Annotated in this window: 17 protein-coding genes, 1 tRNA gene and 2 rRNA genes (1 of these 20 running past the window's edge); 11 read left to right on the top strand and 9 right to left on the bottom strand. The window is 63.6% G+C overall.

The window, feature by feature from the left end:
• Positions 1–49 precede the first annotated feature (49 nt).
• From EJ072_RS21045 to EJ072_RS21030, 4 genes are all read right to left on the bottom strand, one after another.
• Positions 50–838, bottom strand: coding sequence for a DeoR/GlpR family DNA-binding transcription regulator (locus EJ072_RS21045; RefSeq protein ID WP_245466925.1), 789 nt, complete (start codon positions 836–838; stop codon positions 50–52).
• A gap of 70 nt (positions 839–908) precedes the next feature.
• Complete coding sequence (locus tag EJ072_RS21040; RefSeq protein ID WP_126081116.1) at positions 909–2,207, bottom strand: FAD-binding oxidoreductase; 1,299 nt, start codon at positions 2,205–2,207, stop codon at positions 909–911.
• A gap of 2 nt (positions 2,208–2,209) precedes the next feature.
• Positions 2,210–3,580, bottom strand: coding sequence for a glutamine synthetase family protein (locus EJ072_RS21035; protein WP_126081115.1), 1,371 nt, complete (start codon positions 3,578–3,580; stop codon positions 2,210–2,212).
• Between the two features lie 431 nt (positions 3,581–4,011).
• A complete protein-coding gene (locus tag EJ072_RS21030; protein ID WP_245467373.1) occupies positions 4,012–4,665 on the bottom strand; it encodes a GntR family transcriptional regulator in 654 nt (217 codons plus the stop codon).
• A gap of 338 nt (positions 4,666–5,003) precedes the next feature.
• Between EJ072_RS21030 and EJ072_RS21025 the strand changes: the two genes are divergently transcribed.
• The 8 genes from EJ072_RS21025 to atzF all read left to right on the top strand — a co-directional run bounded on the left by EJ072_RS21025 (position 5,004) and on the right by atzF (position 13,423).
• The gene (locus EJ072_RS21025; protein WP_126081114.1) at positions 5,004–6,131 is read left to right on the top strand and encodes a BMP family ABC transporter substrate-binding protein; all 1,128 of its coding nucleotides are present in this window, start codon (positions 5,004–5,006) and stop codon (positions 6,129–6,131) included.
• A gap of 101 nt (positions 6,132–6,232) precedes the next feature.
• Entirely contained in the window at positions 6,233–7,375 is a 1,143-nt protein-coding gene (locus tag EJ072_RS21020; protein ID WP_126081113.1) for an ABC transporter permease, read from the top strand.
• Entirely contained in the window at positions 7,375–8,301 is a 927-nt protein-coding gene (locus EJ072_RS21015) for an ABC transporter permease (RefSeq protein ID WP_126081112.1), read from the top strand. Before EJ072_RS21020 ends, EJ072_RS21015 begins: the two co-directional genes overlap by 1 nt.
• Positions 8,302–8,341: 40 nt before the next feature.
• Complete coding sequence (locus tag EJ072_RS21010) at positions 8,342–9,043, top strand: isochorismatase family cysteine hydrolase (RefSeq protein ID WP_126081111.1); 702 nt, start codon at positions 8,342–8,344, stop codon at positions 9,041–9,043.
• Between the two features lie 10 nt (positions 9,044–9,053).
• Positions 9,054–10,583 (top strand): ABC transporter ATP-binding protein, encoded by a 1,530-nt coding sequence (locus EJ072_RS21005; RefSeq protein WP_126081110.1) that lies wholly within the window; start codon positions 9,054–9,056, stop codon positions 10,581–10,583.
• On the top strand, positions 10,583–11,251 hold the full coding sequence (locus EJ072_RS21000) for an isochorismatase family cysteine hydrolase (RefSeq protein WP_126081109.1): 669 nt from the start codon (positions 10,583–10,585) through the stop codon (positions 11,249–11,251). The genes EJ072_RS21005 and EJ072_RS21000 overlap by 1 nt, the downstream gene beginning before the upstream one ends.
• Positions 11,244–11,594, top strand: coding sequence for a cupin domain-containing protein (locus tag EJ072_RS20995; RefSeq protein WP_126081108.1), 351 nt, complete (start codon positions 11,244–11,246; stop codon positions 11,592–11,594). The genes EJ072_RS21000 and EJ072_RS20995 overlap by 8 nt, the downstream gene beginning before the upstream one ends.
• Positions 11,591–13,423 carry an allophanate hydrolase gene (gene atzF / locus EJ072_RS20990; protein ID WP_126081107.1) on the top strand — a complete coding sequence of 611 codons (1,833 nt, stop codon included), beginning with the start codon at positions 11,591–11,593 and terminating at the stop codon, positions 13,421–13,423. Before EJ072_RS20995 ends, atzF begins: the two co-directional genes overlap by 4 nt.
• Before the next feature lie 55 nt (positions 13,424–13,478).
• Here atzF and uxuA read toward each other — a convergent pair whose 3' ends face one another.
• Entirely contained in the window at positions 13,479–14,657 is a 1,179-nt protein-coding gene (gene uxuA / locus EJ072_RS20985; protein ID WP_126081106.1) for a mannonate dehydratase, read from the bottom strand.
• A 231-nt stretch (positions 14,658–14,888) separates the two neighbouring features.
• Between uxuA and EJ072_RS20980 the strand changes: the two genes are divergently transcribed.
• Entirely contained in the window at positions 14,889–15,671 is a 783-nt protein-coding gene (locus tag EJ072_RS20980; RefSeq protein ID WP_126081105.1) for an SDR family oxidoreductase, read from the top strand.
• A 157-nt stretch (positions 15,672–15,828) separates the two neighbouring features.
• The gene (locus EJ072_RS20975) at positions 15,829–16,527 is read left to right on the top strand and encodes a GntR family transcriptional regulator (protein WP_126081104.1); all 699 of its coding nucleotides are present in this window, start codon (positions 15,829–15,831) and stop codon (positions 16,525–16,527) included.
• A 39-nt stretch (positions 16,528–16,566) separates the two neighbouring features.
• Here the strand turns inward: EJ072_RS20975 and EJ072_RS20970 are convergent, their stop codons facing one another.
• Positions 16,567–17,478: a DUF4238 domain-containing protein gene (locus EJ072_RS20970; protein WP_281059497.1), complete on the bottom strand. Its 912-nt coding sequence runs from the start codon at positions 17,476–17,478 to the stop codon at positions 16,567–16,569.
• 499 nt (positions 17,479–17,977) lie between these two features.
• Between EJ072_RS20970 and EJ072_RS20965 the strand changes: the two genes are divergently transcribed.
• The gene (locus EJ072_RS20965) at positions 17,978–19,333 is read left to right on the top strand and encodes a glutamine synthetase family protein (protein WP_126081102.1); all 1,356 of its coding nucleotides are present in this window, start codon (positions 17,978–17,980) and stop codon (positions 19,331–19,333) included.
• A 233-nt stretch (positions 19,334–19,566) separates the two neighbouring features.
• Here the strand turns inward: EJ072_RS20965 and EJ072_RS20960 are convergent.
• From EJ072_RS20960 to EJ072_RS20950, 3 genes are all read right to left on the bottom strand, one after another.
• Positions 19,567–19,643 (bottom strand) — tRNA-Met (locus tag EJ072_RS20960).
• A gap of 200 nt (positions 19,644–19,843) precedes the next feature.
• Positions 19,844–19,958, bottom strand: a 5S ribosomal RNA gene (rrf, locus tag EJ072_RS20955).
• A gap of 285 nt (positions 19,959–20,243) precedes the next feature.
• Positions 20,244–22,092 (bottom strand): 23S ribosomal RNA (locus EJ072_RS20950) (it continues 951 nt past the right edge of the window).

Genomic DNA, 22,092 nt, shown 5'->3' with positions numbered 1-22,092 from the left:
GTTTTCCGTCCGGAATTGCGCAACAACAAAGCAACTAGCCGGTACAGCCCTAACCTTCGGCAAAGACGTGCAGTTCGCCGCCTGCTTCGTCGATCGCGGCGCGCAGTTCCGCTGACGGCTCGCTGTCGGTGACGATGTCCGAGATCTCGCTCAGCGCGCAGACGCGCTCCAGGCCGCTGCGGCCGAACTTGTCGTTGGTGACGACCAGCATCGTCGACAATGACCGCCTCATCATCGCCCGCTTCACCGCCGCCGCGCCCGAGATCATGTCGCTCGGCCCCTCGGCATTCAGCGCCGAGGCGCCGATGATGGCGACGTCGGCATTGTAGCGCCGCACGAATTCGACCGTGTCCTCGCCAAGCACCGCGGCTTCGCGGCTGTCATAGGTGCCTGGGCAAAGGATGACCCGGAAGCCGGGATTGGCGCCGGCCACCGAGGCGACGCCGATGGAGTTGGTGATGATCGTCAGGTCCCGGCCGTGCTGCGAGAGGCTGCGCGCCACCTCGTAGGTGGTCGATCCGCCATCAATCATCACGATGGAGCCCTTCTCGACCAGTCCGGCCGCACCACGCCCGAGGCGAGCCCGCTCCTCGACCAGCGTGAGGCCGCGTTCGGCGATCACCGGCTCAGACGTCGCCAGCGAAATGGTGGCGCCGCCATAGGTGCGGTTGAGCAATCCCGCTTCGCCGAGCTCGATGAGATCTCGGCGGATGGTCTCGCCGGCCACGCCGATGCGGCGCGCAAGCTTCGAGATGCGGATCGAGGCGGAGCGCCGGACCTCCGACAGGATCAGCTCATGGCGCTCCTTCTTCGTCAGTCGGCCCGGCTCGATGTTCATCCGCTTTTCCTTCTCGGGATTTCCTTCCCGTCGCAGAGACATTAGCTACGCCAGGGAAAGTAAACCAGCGTCAGTGACGCAGCCGATCGCGCATCGCATACCACAACATGCCAAGCACATAGAGCGGGCCGCGCAGCGCCGTGCCTCCGGGAAACGGCAGCGGCGTCAGCATCGAGAACAGGTCGAGCCGCGAGGCATCGCCCGTGATCGCTTCCGCCAGGAGCTTGCCCGACAGCGTCGACAGAATGACGCCTTTGCCGGAATAGCCATGCGCGAAATAGAGCTCGCCATAATGCCCGACATGCGGCAGGCGCGACGTCGTCACCGACACCAGCCCGCCCCAGGCGTGGTCGATGCCGCAGCCCTTGAGCTGCGGAAAGGTCTTTTCTATATGCGGCCGCACGAAGCCGGCAATGTCAGCCGGCGGCGACGGCGTGTAGTGCTCGCCGCCGCCGAACAGCAGGCGGCCGTCCGCCGACATGCGGTAGTAGTTGACGACGAACAGCGTGTCCGAGACCGCGACATTGGCCGGGATGACATTGCGCTCGCCCAACGGCTCGGTGGCGACCATGTAGTTGCCGACCGGCATGATGCGGCTGTTGACGCGCGGCTCCAGTCCCTTGAGCAGCGCATCGCCGGCCAGCACCACATGTCTGGCGCGGACCGAGCCCTTGTCGGTGAACACCCGGATGGACGGCTCCCGCTCCAGCCGGGCGGCAACCGAGTTCTCATGGATGACGACGCCGGCGCCAACCGCGGCGTGCGTAAGCCCCAGCGTGTAGTTGAGCGGATGCATGTGTCCGCCGAGCCTTTCATAGACCGCGCCCTGATAGGGCGTGTCGACCATCTGCCGCGCCTCGGCCGCCGACAGGATCTCGACATCGGTGAACCCCATCACCCTGGCGAGGCATTCGGCCTCTTCCTCGAAGTCGCGCACATCCGAAGCGCTGACCGCGCCGACCAGGTGGCCGGTGAGGCGCAAATCGCATGCGATGCCGTGGCGCTCGATGATGTCGAGCACCAGCCCGCGCGCCTCGAAGGCCAGGTCGAACAGCGCCTTGGCCCGTTCCGGCCCAAAGGACTTGACCAGGCCCCTGGCGCCCTTGCGCAGGCCGGGGATCATCTGGCCGCCATTGCGGCCCGAGGCGCCCCAGCCGATCTTGCCGCCCTCGAGCAGCACCACCTTCAGGCCGCGTTCGGCCGCATGCAGCGCCGCCGAAAGGCCGGTGCAGCCGCCGCCCACCACCACCAGATCGGCCTCGACATCGCCGGCAAGTGCCGGATGGTCGGGCGCCGGATTGGCCGTGGCGACATAATAGGATTTGCCGATATCGAGACCGGAATTGAAACCTGTCGAATGCGAAGCCATGGTCACACCTTGAGCAGCAGGTGGTCGCGTTCCCAGGACGTCACGACGCTCTGGAACAGGTCTAGCTCGACGCTCTTCACGCGCAGATAGGTCTGGAAGAAATCCTCGCCGAGCAGCGCCCGCACGGGCTCGCAGGCGGCGAAACGATCGAGCGCTTCCTCCATCGTCTTCGGCAGCGTGCTCTTGCTTTTATAGGCATTGCCGAAGGCCTCCTCCGAGCGCGCAAGCTTCTCCTCAATGCCGAGATAGCCGGCGATCAGCGAGCCGGCCATCGCTAGATAAGGATTGGCGTCGGCGCCAGGCAGACGGTTCTCGATGCGGCGCGCGGCGCGGCCGCCCAGCGGCACGCGCAGGCCGCAGGAGCGGTTGTCATGCGACCACTCGACGTTGGCCGGAGCGCTATGGCCGGGGCGGATGCGGCGGTAGGAATTCGCATGCGGCGCGAACAGCGGCATGATTTCGGGGATGTATTTCTGCAAGCCGCCGATGAAATGCGCGAACATCGCGCTGTCCTCGCCGTCTTCGCCGGCAAACAGGGGCTCGCCCTTCCGGTCAACGATCGACATGTGCAGATGCATGGCGCTGCCGGCTTGCGCGGCGATCGGCTTGGCCATGAAGGTAGCGTGCATGCCGTTCGCCTGAGCGATCTGCCGCGCCAAGCGCTTGAACAGAAGCACCTGGTCGGCGAGCGTCAGCGGATCGCCATGCAGCAGATTGATCTCGAGCTGCGCCGTGCCGGATTCATGGATCAGCGTTTCCACCGGCAAGCCCACGACGGCGGCATGTTCATAGAGCCGCCGCGTCACCGCTTCGAACTCCTCCATCGCCTGCATGTCGTAGGGATGCTGCACGCTTTCCGGCCGGCCGTTGCGCCCGACCGGCGCCGTGATCGGACGATCCGGGTCGGGATTTGGCGCCGTGAGGTAGAACTCGAGCTCCGGCGCCACCACCGCGCGCCAGCCGCGCTGTTCATAAAGCCCGAGCACGGCTTTCAGCACATGGCGCGGCGAAGCCATCCACGGCCGGTCGTCCATGTGGAACGTGTCGGCAAAAACATAGGCTCGGCCGGCGCTGCCGGGCGCAAGGCACAGGCTCGAAATGTCCGGCACCATGCGCATGTCCGGATCGGAATAGGCAAAGCCCTCGTCGATGGATCCGGAATAGCGGCCGTCGATCGCCACCAGGAACGCGCTGCTCGGCAGATAGAGCGCGCGGTCGTCGAGCGACTTGAGGAACTTGGCTACCGGCAAGGTCTTGCCGCGCAACACGCCGTTGACGTCGGGCACGAAGCATTCGACTTCGTTGATCGCGTGCGTCTTCAGCCAGCTTTGCGTGTCCGCGCCGGGGAATGTGGTGTTCAGATTGTCAGGCATTGGTCATGTCCGTACGAAGGAGAGATCGCTTCGGCGGGCATGTCCGTTCCGGTAGGGCGTTATCTAAGCTGCGTTATCCGAGGACGGACGCCCGCCTGATGGCCGGCCGAAGGGCCGGGTGCAACGCGCCTTGCACCCCTTCGGTCCAGCCGTCGCGAACGACATGCGAGCCGACCTTCGTCTCCTCCGCGCGCTGCAGGTTCTCGTGGCGGCAGCAGCGCATGATCAGTGGTATCCCGCGCGCGCAAACGAAATACCGCAGGCAACAAAATGCCTGGCGCGGTATTGCTGTTTTGCAGCTTGCATGACTGATCCTGTCAAAGTGAGCTTATGATTTGACCGATCATCGCCGCTGGCGCAAGTCCGCTTTGCTGGACCAGATCAGCCGATGCTCTCGCCGCCGTCGACCACCAGCGCCTGTCCGGTCGAGATCATCGACGCGCGGATCGGCTGAGCCTCGATTCCGCCGGATCGACGGTCGCGAACACCGCGCTCGCCTCGCTGACGATCGAGACATGATCCCGGGCCGCCTTGCCCGCCGCTGCCGCGTCACCGCGCATGATCGCGGTGACGATCACATCATGCTCCTGCCAGGACTTGGCCAGCCGGCCCGGCAGCATGAATTGCGCGCGCCGGAACGGCGCCAGCCGGCTGCGGGTCGCCACCGTCAGATCGTGGATATGCGTGTTGTGGGCGCCGCGATAGAGCCTGCTGTGGAACTCGGTGTTGAAATATTCGTAGTCCTCCTCGGCGCCGAGCTGCACCATGCGCGCCGACGCCTGATGCTCCATCTCCAGCGAGCGACGCTCGGCGCCGGTCATGCGCTCGGCGGAGAAGCGGGCGCAGATCGCCTCCAGCTCGGCCATGCTCTCGAACATCGAGGCCAGATGCTCCTGCGTGACCACGGCGACGATGGCGCCTCGGTTGGGCCGCCTCTCGACCAGCCCAATGGCGCTCAACTGGCTGAGCGCCTCCCGGACCGGCGTGCGCGAAACGTCGAAGCGGGCGGCGAGCGAGCCCTCGTCGAGCTTTTCGCCGGGACGCAGATAGCCGGTGACGATGCGGTCCGCGATCGCCCGCACCATCTGATCCACGGTCGTGCCCGACCTGACCAAGCCACGCTTTCCCGACACGTCTCCTCCGCCCAGTTTATTGCGGACGGCCCGCGAGGTGGACGGTCCACGGGCTGTTTCGACTCAAGGCCGCATCCCTGTATGCCTAGATTTTGACCTCAATGTCAAATTGATCATTTATCAGGCAAAAAGTGCATGCACTTGCCTTTGGTTTATGCATGTCTTCTAAATTCATTTATTGATTTTATTACGGAAAATCAAAAAAAGGAACTGGCACAGCGATTGCATGCACTTTCTTGAAGAGGTGTTAACCGACCCCATCAGGGGTCCAAGAAAGGGGAGCATTCGATATGACCGGGAAATTCATGCTTAGCCGCCGCGATCTGCTCAAGACCTCCGCCGCCGGGGCGGCGCTCGGTCTGGCCTCGGCGGCCTTTCCGATCCGCGCGGCGCGCGCCGCCGCCGCCACCGTCGGCTTCATCTATGTCGGCCCGAAGGACGACTATGGCTACAACCAGGCGCATGCCGAAGGCGCGGCGTCGCTGAAGGGGGTCGAAGGCATCTCCATTGTCGAGGAAGAGAACGTCCCCGAGACGGTCGACGTCCAGAAGACGATGGAATCGATGATCAATCTCGACGGCGCCTCGCTGATCTTCCCGACCTCCTTCGGCTATTTCGATCCGCATATGCTGGCCATGTGCGCCAAGTTCCCCGACGTGCAGTTCCGCCATTGCGGCGGCATGTGGAACAAGGACAAGCACCCGATGAACGCCGGCTCCTATTTCGGCTATATCGGCATGGGCCAGTACCTGAACGGCGTCGTCGCCGGCCACACCAGCAAGTCGAAGAAGCTCGGCTTCGTCGCCGCCAAGCCGATCCCGCAGGTCCTGCTCAACATCAACTCCTTCCTGCTCGGCGCCCGCTCAGTCGATCCGGCGATCACTTGCCAGGTGATCTTTACCGGCGAGTGGTCGCTGGCGGTGAAGGAGGCCGAGGCCACCAATGCGCTGATCGACCAGGGCGCCGACGTCGTCACCTGCCATGTCGACAGCCCCAAGGTGGTGGTCGAGACCGCCGCCGGCCGCGGCGCCTTCATCTGCGGCTACCACGCCAACCAGAGCCCGCTGGCGCCGGAAAAATACCTGACCGGCGCGGAGTGGAACTGGGCCAAGGTCTACAAGATGTTCGTCGACGACCTCATCGCCGGCAAGCCGCTGCCCAATTTCACCCGCGGCGGACTGGCCGACGGCTTCGTCAAGATGAGCCCGCTCGGCCCCGCCGTTGGCGAAGCCGCGCGCAAGCAGTTCGACGCGACATTGGCCGAAATGATGAAGGGCGGCTTCTCCGTCATCAAGGGCCCGTTGAAGAGCAACAAGGGCGCCGTTGTCGCGACCGAAGGCCAGGCCTTCGTTGAGACCGCCATCGAGCTCGAAAGCATGGACTATCTCGTCGAGGGCGTCGTCGGCTCGACAGCCTGAGGCATTGCGTGTCGCCCAAAACTGCGCAGCGGTTTTGGGATGACGACATGCATCCGAGCAAGAGCTTGAGGCACGCTTCAAGCAGGCCGAGGAGACGGGATATGGCGGACACTGTGAGCAGCCCGGACGTGCGGACCATCCTCGACGCCAGGGGATACCGGGCGGCGCTCGAATGGACCGCGAGGCGGGCGGAGGCCTTCGTCATTCCGCTCGCGGCGATGGTCGTCGGCATGGTGCTGTTCAGCCTGTTCATCCTGGCTGTCGGCAAGTCGCCGGTGCAGCTTTATGAGACGATGTGGCGGGGCGGCTTCGGCTCCTGGTTCTCGATCCAGAACTCCCTGTCGCGCGGCGCGCCGCTCCTGCTTGCGGCGCTGTGCGTGGCGCTGCCGGCGCGCCTTGGCCTGGTCGTCATCGGCGGCGAAGGCGCGATCGTGCTGGGCGGCGTCGCCGCAGCCGCCATCGGCGTCGCGCTGAACGGCGCGCCGTCCTTCCTCGTAATCCTCCTCATGGGCGTGGGGGGCGCAGCCGCCGGCGGCATCTGGATAGGTGTCGTCGGCGCGCTCCGCCATTACCGAGCCGTCAACGAGACCATCTCCAGCCTGCTGATGGCCTATATAGCCATCGCGCTGATGAACCATCTGGTGGAAGGGCCGCTGCGCGACCCGGCCTCGCTGAATAAACCCTCGACCCAGCCGCTGGCCGACATCTACCGCATCGGCAACATACCGGGCATGGAGGTGCATTGGGGTCTCGTGGTCGGCATCCTCGCCTGCGTGCTCTCCTGGCTGCTGATCGAGAAGACCCGCTGGGGTTTTGCCGCCCGCATCGCCGGCGGCAATGTCAGGGCCGCGCAGGTCCAGGGCCTTGCCGTCGGACCGCTGATCGTCGGCTTCACCGCGCTGGCGGGCGGTTTCGCCGGCCTCGCCGGCATGCTGGAGGTCGCGGCGGTGCAGGGCAGCGCCAACGGCTCGCTTGCCGCCGGCTACGGCTATACCGGCATCCTCGTCGCCTTCCTCGCCCGCCACAACCCACTTGCCATCATCCCTGTCGCCATCCTGCTTGGCGGCATCGACGCGTCCGGCGGACTGATCCAGCGCCGCATGGACCTGCCCGACGCAACTGTCCTGGTGCTGCAGGGCATGCTGTTCATCGTCGTCCTGTTCAGCGAGACCTTCTACGGCCGCTTAAAGCTCTTCAACCCGGACCTCTGGCAGAGGCCCCATTTTTTGAAGGGAAATGTCTGATGGAAACGACCGACATCGGACTGTGGGGCGTGCCGCTCGCCATGCTGGGCGGGGCTATCCGCGTCTCCACCCCCTTCATCTTCGTCTCGCTCGGCGAGGCCATCACCGAGCGTTCCGGCCGCATCAATCTCGGCCTCGAAGGCACGCTGGTGTTCGGCGCCATGAGCGCCTACGCGATCGCGGTAATGACCGGCTCGCCATGGCTCGGCCTTCTGGCCGCGGCGCTCGCCGGCCTCTGCTTCGGCCTCTTCCACGGCTGGATCTGCAAATTCCCGAAGGTCAACGACATCGCCATCGGCATCGCCCTGATGCTGTTCGGCACCGGGCTCGCCTTCTTCTTCGGCAAGCCGTTCATCCAGCCTTCGGCGCCCGACCTGCCGGCGATCCCGTTCGGCAACTGGTCCGACATCCCGCAGGTGCAGGCGGCGCTCAACGTCAACGTGCTGTTCCTGATCGGTGCCGCACTTGCCGTCTTCCTCTGGTGGGCCTTCCGCAACACGCGCGTCGGCCTGATCGTGCGCGTGGTCGGCGACAGCGCCGACGCGGCGCGCGCCATGGGCCTCAATCCCAACACGGTGCGGCTGCTCGCCACAGGCGTCGGCGGCGCGCTGGCCGGCATCGGCGGCGCCTACCTGTCGCTCTACTATCCCGGCAGCTGGACCGAGCGCATCTCGTCGGGCCAAGGACTGATGGCGGTGGCGCTGGTCATCTTCGCGCGCTGGAATCCGCTTGGCTGCTTTGCCGCAGCGCTCCTGTTCGGCGGCGCCGGCGCGCTCGGCCCGGCGCTGCAGTCGGTGGGCGTCACGCAGGGCTACTACCTTTTCTACGCCGCGCCCTACATCCTCACCCTCATCATCATGATCGCCACCTCGTCGCCGAGCCGCACGCTCGCCGGCGCGCCCGGCGAACTGTCGATCACCAAATGACCGCGCACCACGCACCGCTCGCGAGACCGGAGTTTTCGCCATGAACGCCAGAGCCGAGATCACCCAGCGCTACATCGACGCCGATCCCTATCCCTGGCCCTACAATGGCGATCTCAGGCCCGACAACACGGCGCTGATCATCATCGACATGCAGACCGACTTCTGCGGGCCTGGCGGCTATGTCGACCATATGGGCTACGACCTGTCGCTGGTCCGCGCGCCGATCGAGCCGATCAAATCTGTGCTGTCGGCTATGCGAGGCAAGGGCTACACCATCATCCACACGCGCGAGGGCCACCGCCCTGACCTCGCAGACCTGCCGGCCAACAAGCGCTGGCGCTCGCGCCGCATCAATGCCGGCATCGGCGATCCGGGTCCGTGCGGGCGTATCCTGGTACGCGGCGAGCCGGGCTGGGACATCATCCCCGAGCTCTATCCGGCCGAGGGCGAGCCGATCATCGACAAGCCGGGCAAGGGCTCCTTCTGCGCCACCGATCTCGAGCTGATCCTCAACCAACGCGGCATCGAGAACATCGTGCTCACCGGCATCACCACCGATGTCTGCGTGCACACCACCATGCGGGAGGCCAACGACCGCGGCTTCGAATGCGTGATGCTGGAGGATTGCTGCGGGGCGACCGACTACGGCAACCACCTGGCGGCGATCAAGATGATCAAGATGCAGGGCGGCGTGTTCGGCGCGGTGTCGAATTCCGCCGCGCTCGTCGCGCAGTTGCCGTGAGGAGCCGGCGATGAGCGGAACGCAAGGAAAGGCGACCGGCGTCGAGACCATCGGCATGACGATGCGCTTCGGCGCCTTTACGGCGCTGGACGATGTCTCCATCAAGGTGCCGGCAGGCTCCTTCCACGCGCTGCTCGGCGAGAACGGCGCCGGCAAGTCGACGCTGGTCAAATGCATGATGGGTTTCTACCACCCGACATCGGGCGACATGCTGGTCGATGGACGCCAAGTCGCGATCGCCAGCCCCAGGGATGCCTCGGCGCTCGGCCTCGGCATGGTCTACCAGCATTTCACGCTGGTGCCTTCGCTGACGGGCGCCGAGAATCTGGTCATCTCGCGCGAGAAGGTGCCGGGCGTCATCGACTGGCGCAAGGAGCGCGCAGCGCTTGCCCAATTCATGGAGCGCATGCCCTTCAAGCTGCCGCTCGACGTCAAGGTGGCCGAGCTCGCCGCCGGCGAGAAGCAGAAGCTGGAGATCATCAAACAGCTTTATCTCGGCCGAAATTTCCTGGTGCTGGACGAGCCGACATCCGTGCTCACCCCGGGCGAGGCCCAGGAAGTGCTTGGCCTGGTGCGCGGCATGACCAAGGCCGGCGACCTCACCGTGCTGATGATCTCGCACAAGTTCCACGAGGTCACGGCATTTGCCGACGACATCACCGTGCTGCGCAAGGGCAGGCTCACCGGCACCGGCAAGGTTTCCGACCTTTCGCACAGGGAGATGGCCGCGATGATGATCGGCGACCAGCCGATCGCCGCGCTCGACAGCCGCGCGGCGCCGAAGGCAGACGCCGAGATCGTGCTGAAGGTGAAGGCGCTGAAGGCGCCGGACCGCACCGGCCTCAAGTCGATCGACATCGCCGATCTCGGCGTCCGCTCGGGCGAGATCGTCGGCATCGCCGGCATTTCCGGCAACGGCCAGAAGGAGTTCCTGGAAGTGCTGGCCGGCCAGCGCCCCCGCAATGGCGGCGAGGTGATGGTGCGCGGCGCCGCCTACGCGGCGACGCGCGCCGAAGCGCGCACGCTCAATGTCCGCCTCATCCCGGAGGAGCCGCTGAAGAATGCCTGTGCACCGAGGATGACAGTGGCCGAGAACATCGCTTTCCGCACCTTCGACGTGGACGGCAACGGCAAGCCGGTGAGCTGGATCAGCGCCGGTGCCATCAAATCCTTCAGCGCCCGGCTGGTCGAGCAGTTCAAGGTAAAGACCGCATCGCTGTCTTCGCCGATCGCTTCGCTGTCGGGCGGCAATGTGCAGCGCGCCGTGCTCGCCCGCGAGCTCACCGGCGAGGTCGACCTTTTGATCGTCTCCAACCCGTGCTTCGGCCTCGATTTCTCCGCCGTCGCCGAGATCCGGGCGCGTATCATGAAGGCGCGCAACGCAGGTGCCGCGGTGTTGTTGATGTCGGAAGACCTGGACGAGCTACTGGAACTCTCTGACCGCATCCTGGTCATGTCCGACGGCGCGCTGGTCTATGAGACGCCGATTGCGCAGGCGAGCGTGCAGACCATCGGCGAGCACATGGCGGGGCATCACTGATGGCGGAAATCGCAGCGCAGCCCTTCGCCTTTGCCTTCAGGCCCGAGACGACGGCGCTCATCGTCATCGACATGCAGCGCGACTTTGCCGAGCCGGGCGGGTTCGGAGCGAGTCTCGGCAACGACGTCAGCCGGGTCACGGCCATCGTGCCGACGGTGAAGCGGCTGATCGAAGGCTTTCGCGCCGCGGGCCTGCCGGTGATCCATACCATGGAGTGCCACAAGCCCGACCTTTCAGACCTGCCTCCCGCCAAGCGCGACCGCGGCAATCCCTCGATGCGGATCGGCGATGTCGGCCCGATGGGCCGCGTCCTGATCGCCGGCGAACCCGGCACCGAGATCCTCGACGAGCTCGCGCCCCTGCCCGGCGAGATCGTCATCGAGAAGCCCGGCAAGGGCGCCTTCTACGCGACCGGCCTCGGCGACGACCTGAAACGGCTCGGCGCGCGGCAACTGGTGTTCGCCGGCGTGACGACCGAAGTCTGCGTCCAGACGACGATGCGCGAGGCGAACGACCGCGGCTATGAGTGCCTGGTCGCGGAGGATGCGACGGAAAGCTACTTTCCCGAATTCAAGGCGGCCGCGCTCGCCATGATCCGGGCGCAGGGCGCCATCGTCGGCTGGACGGCGACCACAGATCAGGTCCTCGAGGGAATTGCGAATGCCTAATCTTGCCTTTGCCGGCCTCCTTGACGGCGGCTGGCGCGATCTGGCGTTCGAGCCTTTCCGCGACGGCGTCACCGTGCATTGGCTGCTCAAGGGCGGCCCGGTCGAACCGTCGGTCGCGCTGCTCAAATATCAGCCGGGCGCCGGCGTGCCGCGCCACCGCCATGCCGGGCTGGAAACCATCGTCGTGCTGGAAGGCACCCAGAGCGACGACAACGGCGACTATCCAGCGGGCAGCGTGATCCTCAATCCGGTCGGCACCGAGCATTCTGTGTGGACGAGGGACGGCTGCGTGGTGCTGATCCAGTGGGACCTGCCGGTGATCATTCTGGGGGAGACGAAATGAACGACATCCGCTTCGACATCGCCAGCCTGCGCGCGGCCTACCAAAGCGGGCTTGGCATCGCCGAGGTGATCGATGCGGTCCTTGCCCGCATCGATGCGGCCGGCGACCCCGGCATCTTCATCCACCTCGCGACGAAAGAAGAGATACTGGCCGAGGCCGAGGCGCTCGGCTCGTTTGACCCCGTGGCGAAGCCGCTCTGGGGCATCCCCTTCGCCGTCAAGGACAATATCGACGTCGCAGGCATGCCGACCACGGCGGCCTGCACGGAATATGCCTACACGCCGGACAAAGATGCGACGGTCGTAGCGAGGCTCAAGGCCGCGGGCGCTTTTGTTGTCGGCAAGACCAATCTCGACCAGTTCGCCACCGGCCTTGTCGGCGTGCGCACGCCGTGGCCGATCCCAAGAAATGCGATCGATCCGAAACTCGTGCCCGGCGGCTCCTCCTCCGGCTCGGCGGTTGCGACGGCGCGCGGCATCGTCTCCTTCGCGCTTGGCACCGACACCGCCGGCTCTGGCCGCATCCCGGCTGGCCTCAACAGCATTGTCGGGCTGAAGCCGACGGTCGGCGCGTTGTCGACGACGGGCGTCGTTCCGGCCTGCCGGACACTCGACTGCGTCTCAGTCTTCGCGCTGACGGTCGATGACGCCTATGCGGTGTTCTCGGTCGCTGCCGCGCACGACGCCGCCGATCCCTATTCGCGCGCCATCGCCGTCCAGCCCCTCGCCGCCCGACCGCCGGTGCTGACCATCGGCATCCCGGAAAAGGCCGATCTGAAGTTCTTCGGCGACGCATCGATGCAGGCAGGCTTCGAGGCAGCTCTCAAATCCCTGGAAACGCTCGGCGCCCGGCTTGTCGAAATCCCGTTCGGCGACTTCTACGCCACCGCCGACCTGCTCTACGAAGGCGCCTGGGTGGCGGAGCGCTATGCGGCGATCCGCGATTTCTTCGAAGCGAATGAAGCAGCCCTCCATCCGGTGACGCGCAAGATCATCGGTGGCGCCAGGAACCTGTCGGCCGCCGATGCTTTCCGCGGCCTCTACGCCTTGCAGGCCTACAAGGCCCGCCTGACCCCCGTCATCGCCTCCGTCGACCTTTTCTGCATGCCGACGGCGCCGACCCACTACAGCGTCGATGCCGTGCTCGCCGATCCGATCGTCACCAACAGCCGGCTGGGCACCTACACCAATTTCGTCAATCTGCTCGACATGTGCGGCATCGCCGTGCCGACCGGCACGCGCGACGACGGCCTGCCGATGAGCGTGACCCTGCTTGCCGCCGCAGGACGCGACGGCCTCGTCGCAGCGGTGGCACGCGATCTCCATGCCGCGAGCGGCCTCACTCTCGGCGCGACCGGATGGCTGCAGTCGATCGCGCAGCCTGTCGGCGCGCCGGCCGATGACGGCACGATCGAACTGGTGGTGGTCGGCGCCCATCTTTCGGGAATGCCGCTCAACGGCCAATTGAAGGAGGCCGGCGCAAGCTTCAGCAGGTCGGCGCGGACGACGCCGTCCTATAAGCTCTATGAGCTCGCCGGCCAGACCCCGCCCAAGCCCGGGCTTGTCCGGGTCGGCCACGGCGGCACCGCCATCGAGATCGAGGTCTGGCGCCTTTGCGCCGATGCCTTCGGCCGATTCGTCGCCGCCATCCCGCCGCCGCTCGGCATCGGCACCATCGAGCTCGACGACGGCACGTCGGCGAAGGGTTTCCTGGCGGAGAGCGTCGGCCTGTTCGCGGCGACGGACATCTCGGCCTATGGCGGCTGGCGCAGCTACGTCGCCAGGACGAACGAGACTCAACGCAGATTGGAGAGCGTTTCCTCAAACTGAGCGACGGCCCGGTTCAGCGGCGACCTGCCATGCCAAACGCTTCGGCGTCCGCCTCTCAGGCCAGCTCGAACCGCTCCACGGCGCGCATGATGCCGCGCAGCTCGGCAAGGCCTTTCAGCCTGCCGATCAGCGAATAGCCGGGATTGATCTTCGTCTTGCCGATATCGTCGGCGAGCAGATGGCCATGGTCCGGCCGCATCGGGATGCGCCAGCGGCCTTCCTTGCGCCGGCGCGCCTCCTCCTTCATCAGCGCCAGGATGACTTCGGCCATGTCGGTCGAGCCTTCCAGATGCTCGGCCTCGTAGAACGAGCCATCCGCCTCGCGCGTCACGTTGCGCAGATGCGCGAAATGGATCTTCGGTCCGAACTCCTCGATCATCGCGACCAGATCGTTGTCGGCGCGCACGCCGTAGGAGCCGGTGCAGAAGGTCAGTCCGTTCGACGGGCTGTCGACCGTTCCCACGATGAAGCGCGCGTCGTCCGCCGTGGAAACCACGCGCGGCAAACCGTAGAGCGAGAAGGGCGGATCGTCGGGATGGATGCACATGCGCGCGCCGACTTCCTCGGCGGCCGGAATGATCTCCCTCAGGAACCAGGCGAGGTTGGCGCGCAGTTCGGCCGGGCCGATCGCGGCGTAATCGGCAAGCGCCTGACGCATCGTCTCGCGATTGTAGGTGCGCTCGGTGGCCGGCAGGCCGGCGATCAGATTGCGCTCTATTTTCTCGATGTCGTCGTTGCTCAGAGTCTTCAGTCGTGCTTCCGCCTCCTTAAGGCGCTCCGGACCGTAGCTCGCCTCGGCATTCGACCGCTTCAGCACGAAGACGTCGTAGGCGGCGAAGTCGAGCGCATCGAAGCGCAACGCGTAGCCGGTGGTCGGCAACCGGTACATGAGGTCGGTGCGCGTCCAGTCCACCACCGGCATGAAGTTGTAGCAGATCGTCGAAATGCCGGCCTTCGCCAGCGCCCGGATCGTATCCCTGTACCAGCCCGCGTAGCGCTGCCGTTCCGGCGTCCCCGTCTTGACCGAATTGTGGACCGGAATGCTCTCCACCACCGACCATGTCAGCCCCGCCGCCTCGATGATGCGCTTGCGTTCGAGAATGGCGTCGAGCGGCCAGGCGCTGCCGTCATAGATGTCGTGCAGCGCCGTGACGATACCAGTCGCCCCGGCCTGCTTGATGTGGTCGAGTGTGACCGGGTCGTTCGGGCCGTACCAGCGCCAGCATTGTTCCATGACTGCCTCCCAAAGCATGCGTTTTCATCCGTGTCGTATCTGAACGGCCGCCATGCATCAAAACAAAGACGTAAAGCCGCATCGGACCGAACCCATTTCGGCGCGAGCGCTTCAGCGTGGTTGCGATCGACCATATTGTCGGATGACAATGGCCGTCAAATCAGGGGATCGCGGCGCCTTCCGACGAGCCACCGACAGGCGCTTTCGTCCATCATTGCAGGAGTTTTGTCCATGAACGATTTCGACGGCAAGGTTGCCCTGGTGACGGGAACGACCGGGATCGCCGAGGCAACCGCGCGCCGTCTTGCCGAGGGGGGCGCCGCGATCATCGCGCTGGGCATCGACCAAGCCGCCAACGCGATGCTGCAGGCCGAGCTCAACCGCGCGGGCGCCGCCGCCCTCGTGCTCGCCACGGACGTTGCCGTGCCCGACCAGGTCGAGAGGGCGATCGCTTCCGGCGTCGAGAAATTTGGCGGGCTGGACGTCATCGTCAATTCGGCCGCCGTGCATCCCTACGGCACGGCCACGACGACGGATTTCGAGACCTGGAACCGGGCGATGTCGGTCAATGTCGGATCGATCTATCTCACCGCCCGTTTCGGCATACCGGAGATGATCAAGCGCGGCGGCGGCGCCATCGTCAACGTCGCCTCGGTGCAGGGCACCGCTTGCCAGGAGAATGTCGCCGCCTACGCCACCACCAAGGGCGCGATCCACACGCTGACGCGCTCGCTGGCGCTCGACTATGCCCGAAAAGGCATCCGCGTGAACTCCGTCAGCCCGGGGTCCGTGCGTACCCCGATCCTCGAACGCGCCGCCCGCGCCGACGATCCCAATGCGGATGTCGAGGCGGCCTTCAAACGCTTCGGCGAAGCGCATCCGCTCGGCCGCATCGGCGAGCCGGAGGAAGTGGCGGAACTGATCGCCTTCCTATGCTCGTCCAAGGCAAGCTTCTGCACCGGGGCGGACTACAGGATAGACGGCGGCCTTTTGGCGGGCATCGGGGTCCGATAACGTCGCAGTCGCAATGACGCGGTTGGGGGACGGGCGCGCGCTCCCTTGCGGCAGCGCGCGTTAACCGTCTATCGTGCGTCCCAATGCCATCGGAACCTGTCCCCGCGGCGGATAGAGCGACGAAGCAGCTTTCAGGACGACGAAGCAACGAGAGCCAATGGCCGACAAATCGCGAATCGGACTGACCGCTGTCGATACCGTTCCACTGCATGAGAAAGTCTATCTGGAGCTGGTTCGGGCCCTTATGTCCGGACAGTTGCAGCCTGGCCAGAAGCTGACCTCGCGCAAGCTCGCCAAGGAACTCGGCACCAGCGACATGCCGGTGCGCAGCGCCTTCACCCGGCTGCAAGCGCTGCGGGCGCTGAGCCCGATGCCGAACGGCAGCGTCGAGGTGCCTCTGATCTCCGCCGATCGCTTCTCGCAATTGACCGCGGTGCGCACCATCCTCGAGGGCACCGCGACCGAGCTCGCGACGAAACGCATCAACGGCAACAATCTGCGCGCGATCCGGCGCCACTGCGCCGAACTCACCGAGGCCGCCCGCAATGGCGGCATCGAAAACTATCTGCGCAAGAACCACGACTTCAAATTCGGGGTCTATCGCCATTGCGGCAACGAACAGATGATCTTCCTCATCGAGACGGTGTGGATGCAGGTCGGGCCTTTCCTGCGAAACCTGCATATCGGTTTCGAGGATGATCTCGCCGGCATTCTGGGTATCGACTACCATGAGGAGGTCGTGGCGGCGATCGAGGCCGGCGACGGCGAGCGGGCGCGTCGGGCGATCGTGCGCGACATCGAGGAGGGCGCCACGCATATCCTCGGCCAGGTGAAGTTTCCGGAGATGCGCCACTAGAGTAAGCAGGCGGGTTGTTCGATGATTCTCGGCACTTCCTCAACTCGGCCGATTTGCTCGACCTCGCCGTAAAGTCGTCGCAGCAAACTTCTTAGGTCCGAAGCCCTCAGTCGTCATACGTGGACGCGAGCCTTTGGTCGCGACTGCCATACGCCTGATGACCTCGTGATCGAGATGAGCATAAAGGTACTCATCCGCCTGCAATGCACGCAGTCTATTCAGCCTATCTACGCCTTGCCTACCCGCGAAGGCATTGGCGCCTTCGTCCTCCCAGCTCATTGCCAGCATGACCTTCGGTGTGAGTGGAAAGGTCACAACGGCTGTCTTGTTCAGATAGCCGTGGTCGCCGTAAATCGGGTGCCAAGTCTTAGGTTCTACCCAACGAACAACCGGGTCGTCGCTGGTGATAAAGAAACCCTGAGCGGCCCCGATGGTCCGCCAACGCATCTGGAAAAGTACGGGTGTCAGCTTGTCGGCAGCAGTGAGGTGCTGCAACGCCCACTCCTTCCCCAGTTCGAGCCGGTAGCCGCTAGGGTCAATCAGGCTCCTCCGAAGGGAAGTTCTGCTCTCTTCGGTAAGCTGCCTGCCTTCGCCCTGCTCGATCCGATGCACCAGCGAATTGAAGGCCCGGTCGTGTACACCAGTCGCATAGTTCCGAATCTGAATCATGCGACCAACCATCTCGGCCGCGTCTTTCCTGGAACCAGGTGTACGCACCACCATCACGGCTAGGAACTGCGCCATGTCCATCTTGTCCTGGTGCTCCGGAATCTTGCCGTTGATCAGCCGCATGTAGATTGGAGCGGCCGTGCTTTCGATCCGAGCCAGCATTTCTTCGATGCGAAGGTCATAACTGCCATCCGGCGCTTCAACGGAATAGAAATGAGTTTGCTTGGCCGTCTCTTCGGGCATGCGGGAAAATTTCTTGCCGTCGGCCTTCGTATATGCCAGACGTGACCTTTCGGCTGCACCCCAGCAAAGTGCTGGAGATGCAAGCGCGGAATAAAGTGTTGACCTTTTGGATTACTCATTGTGAACGAAATCACGCGAGGCAGAATCATTATTTCAGACCGAGTATACCATGAGCGCTCTATTAACCAGCGATCAAGACTAGACCCAGGTGCTCACGGGGACCCGGGGGCAGTGGAATATTGAGCCCATTTGCTCGATAGCATGAGGACGCTGCTATCAGCGTAACTGCGCGATCAATCGCGGGTAGCTAAGATGACGACACGCCGAATCCGGCTTGGCTTTCGCTGACCATATCGCTATGTTGCGATCGCAGATCGCGAAAATGGACCTGAAATGCCGCCCGATATCCCAGCTAGTGACTTGAAAAAATGAAGAAAAACCATTCGGCGCCAGCCGATACGGTCTTCATAAACTCACAAGCTGAAAAATTGGATATCGTAGCCTGCAAGGGCTACAGCACCTAAAAAGGGGCTGGAAATTGAGCGATGCGATTGCGGACGTTTTGAATTGGCTTGAAAGCAGGAAGGACATCCAGAGCCTGAGGGCGGCGGTGTGCGACCTGAACGGAATCATGCGCGGCAAGCGCATTCCGGTCGAGCAGGCGCGCAAGGCGCTCGAAGGCAAGCTGCGCATGCCTTACTCGGCCATCGGCCTCGACATCTGGGGCGAGGATATCGAAGGCAATGCCCAGGTCTTCTCGACCGGCGACGCCGACGGGCTTTGCCACTGGACGGGACGCGGCATATTGCCGGTCAACTGGACAGCCCATCCGACAGCGCTGCTGCCGCTCTGGCTGGCGGACGACAGCGGCGCGCCCTATCTCGGCGATCCGCGCCGCGCGCTGGCCCGCATCCTCGACCGCTACGCCGCGCTCGGCCTGACGCCCGTCACCGCGACCGAGCTCGAATTCTATCTTGTCGATCCGACCTCGCAGCGGCCAGTCGGCCCCGTCTCCCCGGTCACCGGCAGGCGTCTCGATTCGGACGCGGCGCTCTCGATCGACGAGGTCGACGATTTCGAGGCCTTCATCCACGATATCTACGAAGCCTGCCGCATGCAGGACATTCCGGTCGACACCGCGATTGCCGAGAACGGCGTCGGCCAGTTCGAGATCAATTTGAACCATGTGCCCGACGCCTTGCGCGCAGCCGACGATGCGGTGCTTTTCAAGCGTACCGTGAAGGGCATCGCCCGCAAGCATGGCTTCGCCGCCTGCTTCATGGCCAAGCCCTATGGCGAGCGCGCCGGCAACGGTTTCCATGTCCATTTCAGCGTGCTCGACAGGCAGGGCCGCAACATCTTCGACGACGGTTCCGACCAGGGCTCCGAAACAATGCGCCACGCGGTCGGCGGCCTGCTTGACGCGATGGCGCAAAGCACGCTGGTGTTTGCACCGCACTTCAATTCCTACCGCCGGCTGCGGCCGAGATCCTATGCGCCGACCGCCGTCGCCTGGGGCTACGAGAACCGCATGGTGGCGATTCGCATTCCAGGCGGACCTTCGGCTGCGCGCCGCATCGAGCATCGCGTCTCCGGCGCCGATGCCAATCCTTATCTGGTGCTGGCGGCGATCCTCGGCGCGGCGTTGATCGGCATCGAGCGCCAGCTCTCGCCCGGCGAGCCGACCGGCGGCGAAGGCCAGGGGCTGACGCTCGCCAAGCTGCCGCCGGACTGGGCTTCGGCGATCGCCGCCTTCGAGGCTGGCCCGCGCGTCGCCGAGATCTTCCCGGACGTGCTGCGCGACGCCTTTGTCGCCTGCAAGCGCCAGGAACTGAACACGTTCGCGCTGAATGTCAGCGACTTCGAGATCGAGACCTATCTCGAGAGCGTTTGAGGCCGGCGACGCTGAAGTGGGAGCAGGAGAGCGGCCGGTACCCTATGGGGAACTGCAAAGATCCTCGGTTGGAGCAAGCAGCGGACGGCTGGAAGGGCTATAAAGGGGAACTCATCCGAGTTGGCTCGCGGGGGTGCTCGTATCAGTGACTGCGGAACAGGATTTGCCTTCTGTTCCAATCCGGCGACGGGCACCAAAAACCAAACAAACGCCCGCTTTCGCGGGCGTTTGTTTGGTTGCGGGGACAGGATTTGAACCTGTGACCTTCAGGTTATGAGCCTGACGAGCTACCGGGCTGCTCCACCCCGCGTCACCTACGAGCAAGCGTTTGCTTGCAACTACGAGCAAGCGTTTGCTTGCGTTCTTGGGCGTAAGCGCAAGCCTATGGATAGGTTGGCCTACAGATAGGTAGACGGCTCACCAAATGAAAGGGCCGCTTTCGCGGCCCGGGGTCCCGTTGGCGGGCCTTTATCGTAGAGAGAAGATGAGAGTTGAACATGCGCTTGGCAGACCTGGCAGCGACCTACTCTCCCGCGTCTTGAGACGAAGTACCATCAGCGCTGGAGCGTTTCACGGCCGAGTTCGGAATGGGATCGGGTGCAGCCGCTCCGCCATAACCACCAGGTCGGCAAAACGCATGTTCAAATCGAGAAGCTTTTTAAAGCGAATAGCCGATAGTGAGTAGCCAATAGGGGACCCTATTTGCTGCTTTCCAAGCTGTTCGCTGGTCTTTGTTGTGCCTTGGATGTTCATTCGGCCCGGCACCCTTCGAAGCGAAGCTTCGCAAGGTCGACCGACCGTCGGCGCCGTTGCGCCGCACCCACGTAGCGCCGCCCGAAGGGCGGAACAAGCGTGAGTGAGAATGGCGACAATCCTTCGGATTGTGCCTTGATGGATATAAGTAATGAGAACGATCAAGCCTATCGAACTATTAGTACCGGTAAGCTTCAAGCGTTGCCGCTCTTCCACACCCGGCCTATCAACGTGGTCGTCTTCCACGGTTCTCAGGGAATACTCGTTTCAAGGTGGGTTTCCCGCTTAGATGCCTTCAGCGGTTATCCCGTCCGGATATAGCTACCCTGCGATGCGGCTGGCGCCACAACAGGTCCACCAGAGATCCGTCCATCCCGGTCCTCTCGTACTAGGGACAGATCCTTTCAATATTCCTACACCCACGGCAGATAGGGACCGAACTGTCTCACGACGTTCTGAACCCAACTCACGTACCGCTTTAAATGGCGAACAGCCATACCCTTGGGACCTGCTCCAGCCCCAGGATGCGATGAGTCGACATCGAGGTGCCAAACAACCCCGTCGATATGGACTCTTGGGGGTCATCAGCCTGTTATCCCCGGCGTACCTTTTATCCGTTGAGCGATGGCCCTTCCACGCGGGACCACCGGATCACTATGACCGACTTTCGTCTCTGCTCGACTTGTCAGTCTCGCAGTCAGGCAGGCTTATGCCATTGCACTCAGCGAACGATTTCCGACCGTTCTGAGCCCACCATCGCGCGCCTCCGTTACTCTTTAGGAGGCGACCGCCCCAGTCAAACTACCCACCATACATTGTCCCGGACCCGGATAACGGGCCGCGGTTAGACATCCATAGTAATAAGGGTGGTATTTCAAGGGTGGCTCCACCTGAGCTGGCGCCCAGGCTTCAAAGCCTACCACCTATCCTACACATGCCACTACGAATGCCAATGTAAAGCTATAGTAAAGGTGCACGGGGTCTTTCCGTCTAACCGCAGGAACCCCGCATCTTCACGGGGAATTCAATTTCACTGAGTCTATGCTGGAGACAGCGGGGAAGTCGTTACGCCATTCGTGCAGGTCGGAACTTACCCGACAAGGAATTTCGCTACCTTAGGACCGTTATAGTTACGGCCGCCGTTTACTGGGGCTTCGATTCAGAGCTTGCACCCCTCCTCTTAACCTTCCAGCACCGGGCAGGCGTCAGACCCTATACGTCGCCTTGCGGCTTCGCAGAGCCCTGTGTTTTTGATAAACAGTCGCTACCCCCTGGTCTGTGCCACCCTCCCTAGCTTGCGCTAAAAAGGGTCACGCTTCTTCCGAAGTTACGCGTGCAATTTGCCGAGTTCCTTCAGCATAGTTCTCTCAAGCGCCTTGGTATACTCTACCTGACCACCAGTGTCGGTTTCGGGTACGGTCTATAAGGAGGAGCTATTTCCTGGAACCACTCCGCTGCCCGTTCAATCCGATAAGATTGGACAACTTGTGTGATCCGTCACTACCTCCAGGCCCACGAATATTAACGTGGTTCCCATCGACTACGCGTTTCCGCCTCGTCTTAGGGGCCGGCTAACCCTGCTCAGATTAACTTTAAGCAGGAACCCTTGGTCTTTCGGCGGGGGAGTCTCTCACTCCCCTTACGTTACTCATGTCAGCATTCGCACTTCTGATACCTCCACCGCCCCTCACGGGTACGGCTTCATCAGCTTACAGAACGCTCCGCTACCGCTCGTGATTGCTCACGAACCCTAAGCTTCGGTGTATGGCTTTAGCCCCGTTACATTTTCGGCGCAAAGACCCTTATTTAGACCAGTGAGCTGTTACGCTTTCTTTAAATGATGGCTGCTTCTAAGCCAACATCCTGGTTGTTTTGGGATCCTCACATCCTTTCCCACTTAGCCATAACTTGGGGACCTTAGCTGTAGGTCAGGGTTGTTTCCCTTTTCACGACGGACGTTAGCACCCGCCGTGTGTCTGCCGACTAGTACTCCCAGGTATTCGGAG

Source organism: Mesorhizobium sp. M2A.F.Ca.ET.046.03.2.1 (genome assembly GCF_003952425.1).
In the GTDB taxonomy this organism is placed as follows: Bacteria; Pseudomonadota; Alphaproteobacteria; order Rhizobiales; family Rhizobiaceae; genus Mesorhizobium.
This window is presented reverse-complemented; position numbering and strand designations above follow the sequence as displayed.

What these genes read in the sequence shown, in the direction of transcription:
- EJ072_RS20975 (WP_126081104.1), top strand. Translation starts at nt 15,829, where the DNA reads ATGGCCGACAAATCGCGAATCGGACTGACCGCTGTCGATACCGTTCCA.
- EJ072_RS21045 (WP_245466925.1), bottom strand. Translation starts at nt 838, where the DNA reads ATGAACATCGAGCCGGGCCGACTGACGAAGAAGGAGCGCCATGAGCTG.
- EJ072_RS21000 (WP_126081109.1), top strand. Translation starts at nt 10,583, where the DNA reads ATGGCGGAAATCGCAGCGCAGCCCTTCGCCTTTGCCTTCAGGCCCGAG.
- EJ072_RS21010 (WP_126081111.1), top strand. Translation starts at nt 8,342, where the DNA reads ATGAACGCCAGAGCCGAGATCACCCAGCGCTACATCGACGCCGATCCC.
- EJ072_RS21035 (WP_126081115.1), bottom strand. Translation starts at nt 3,580, where the DNA reads ATGCCTGACAATCTGAACACCACATTCCCCGGCGCGGACACGCAAAGC.
- EJ072_RS21005 (WP_126081110.1), top strand. Translation starts at nt 9,054, where the DNA reads ATGAGCGGAACGCAAGGAAAGGCGACCGGCGTCGAGACCATCGGCATG.
- uxuA (WP_126081106.1), bottom strand. Translation starts at nt 14,657, where the DNA reads ATGGAACAATGCTGGCGCTGGTACGGCCCGAACGACCCGGTCACACTC.
- EJ072_RS21040 (WP_126081116.1), bottom strand. Translation starts at nt 2,207, where the DNA reads ATGGCTTCGCATTCGACAGGTTTCAATTCCGGTCTCGATATCGGCAAA.
- EJ072_RS21030 (WP_245467373.1), bottom strand. Translation starts at nt 4,665, where the DNA reads ATGGTGCGGGCGATCGCGGACCGCATCGTCACCGGCTATCTGCGTCCC.
- EJ072_RS20980 (WP_126081105.1), top strand. Translation starts at nt 14,889, where the DNA reads ATGAACGATTTCGACGGCAAGGTTGCCCTGGTGACGGGAACGACCGGG.
- EJ072_RS21025 (WP_126081114.1), top strand. Translation starts at nt 5,004, where the DNA reads ATGACCGGGAAATTCATGCTTAGCCGCCGCGATCTGCTCAAGACCTCC.
- EJ072_RS21015 (WP_126081112.1), top strand. Translation starts at nt 7,375, where the DNA reads ATGGAAACGACCGACATCGGACTGTGGGGCGTGCCGCTCGCCATGCTG.
- atzF (WP_126081107.1), top strand. Translation starts at nt 11,591, where the DNA reads ATGAACGACATCCGCTTCGACATCGCCAGCCTGCGCGCGGCCTACCAA.
- EJ072_RS21020 (WP_126081113.1), top strand. Translation starts at nt 6,233, where the DNA reads ATGGCGGACACTGTGAGCAGCCCGGACGTGCGGACCATCCTCGACGCC.
- EJ072_RS20995 (WP_126081108.1), top strand. Translation starts at nt 11,244, where the DNA reads ATGCCTAATCTTGCCTTTGCCGGCCTCCTTGACGGCGGCTGGCGCGAT.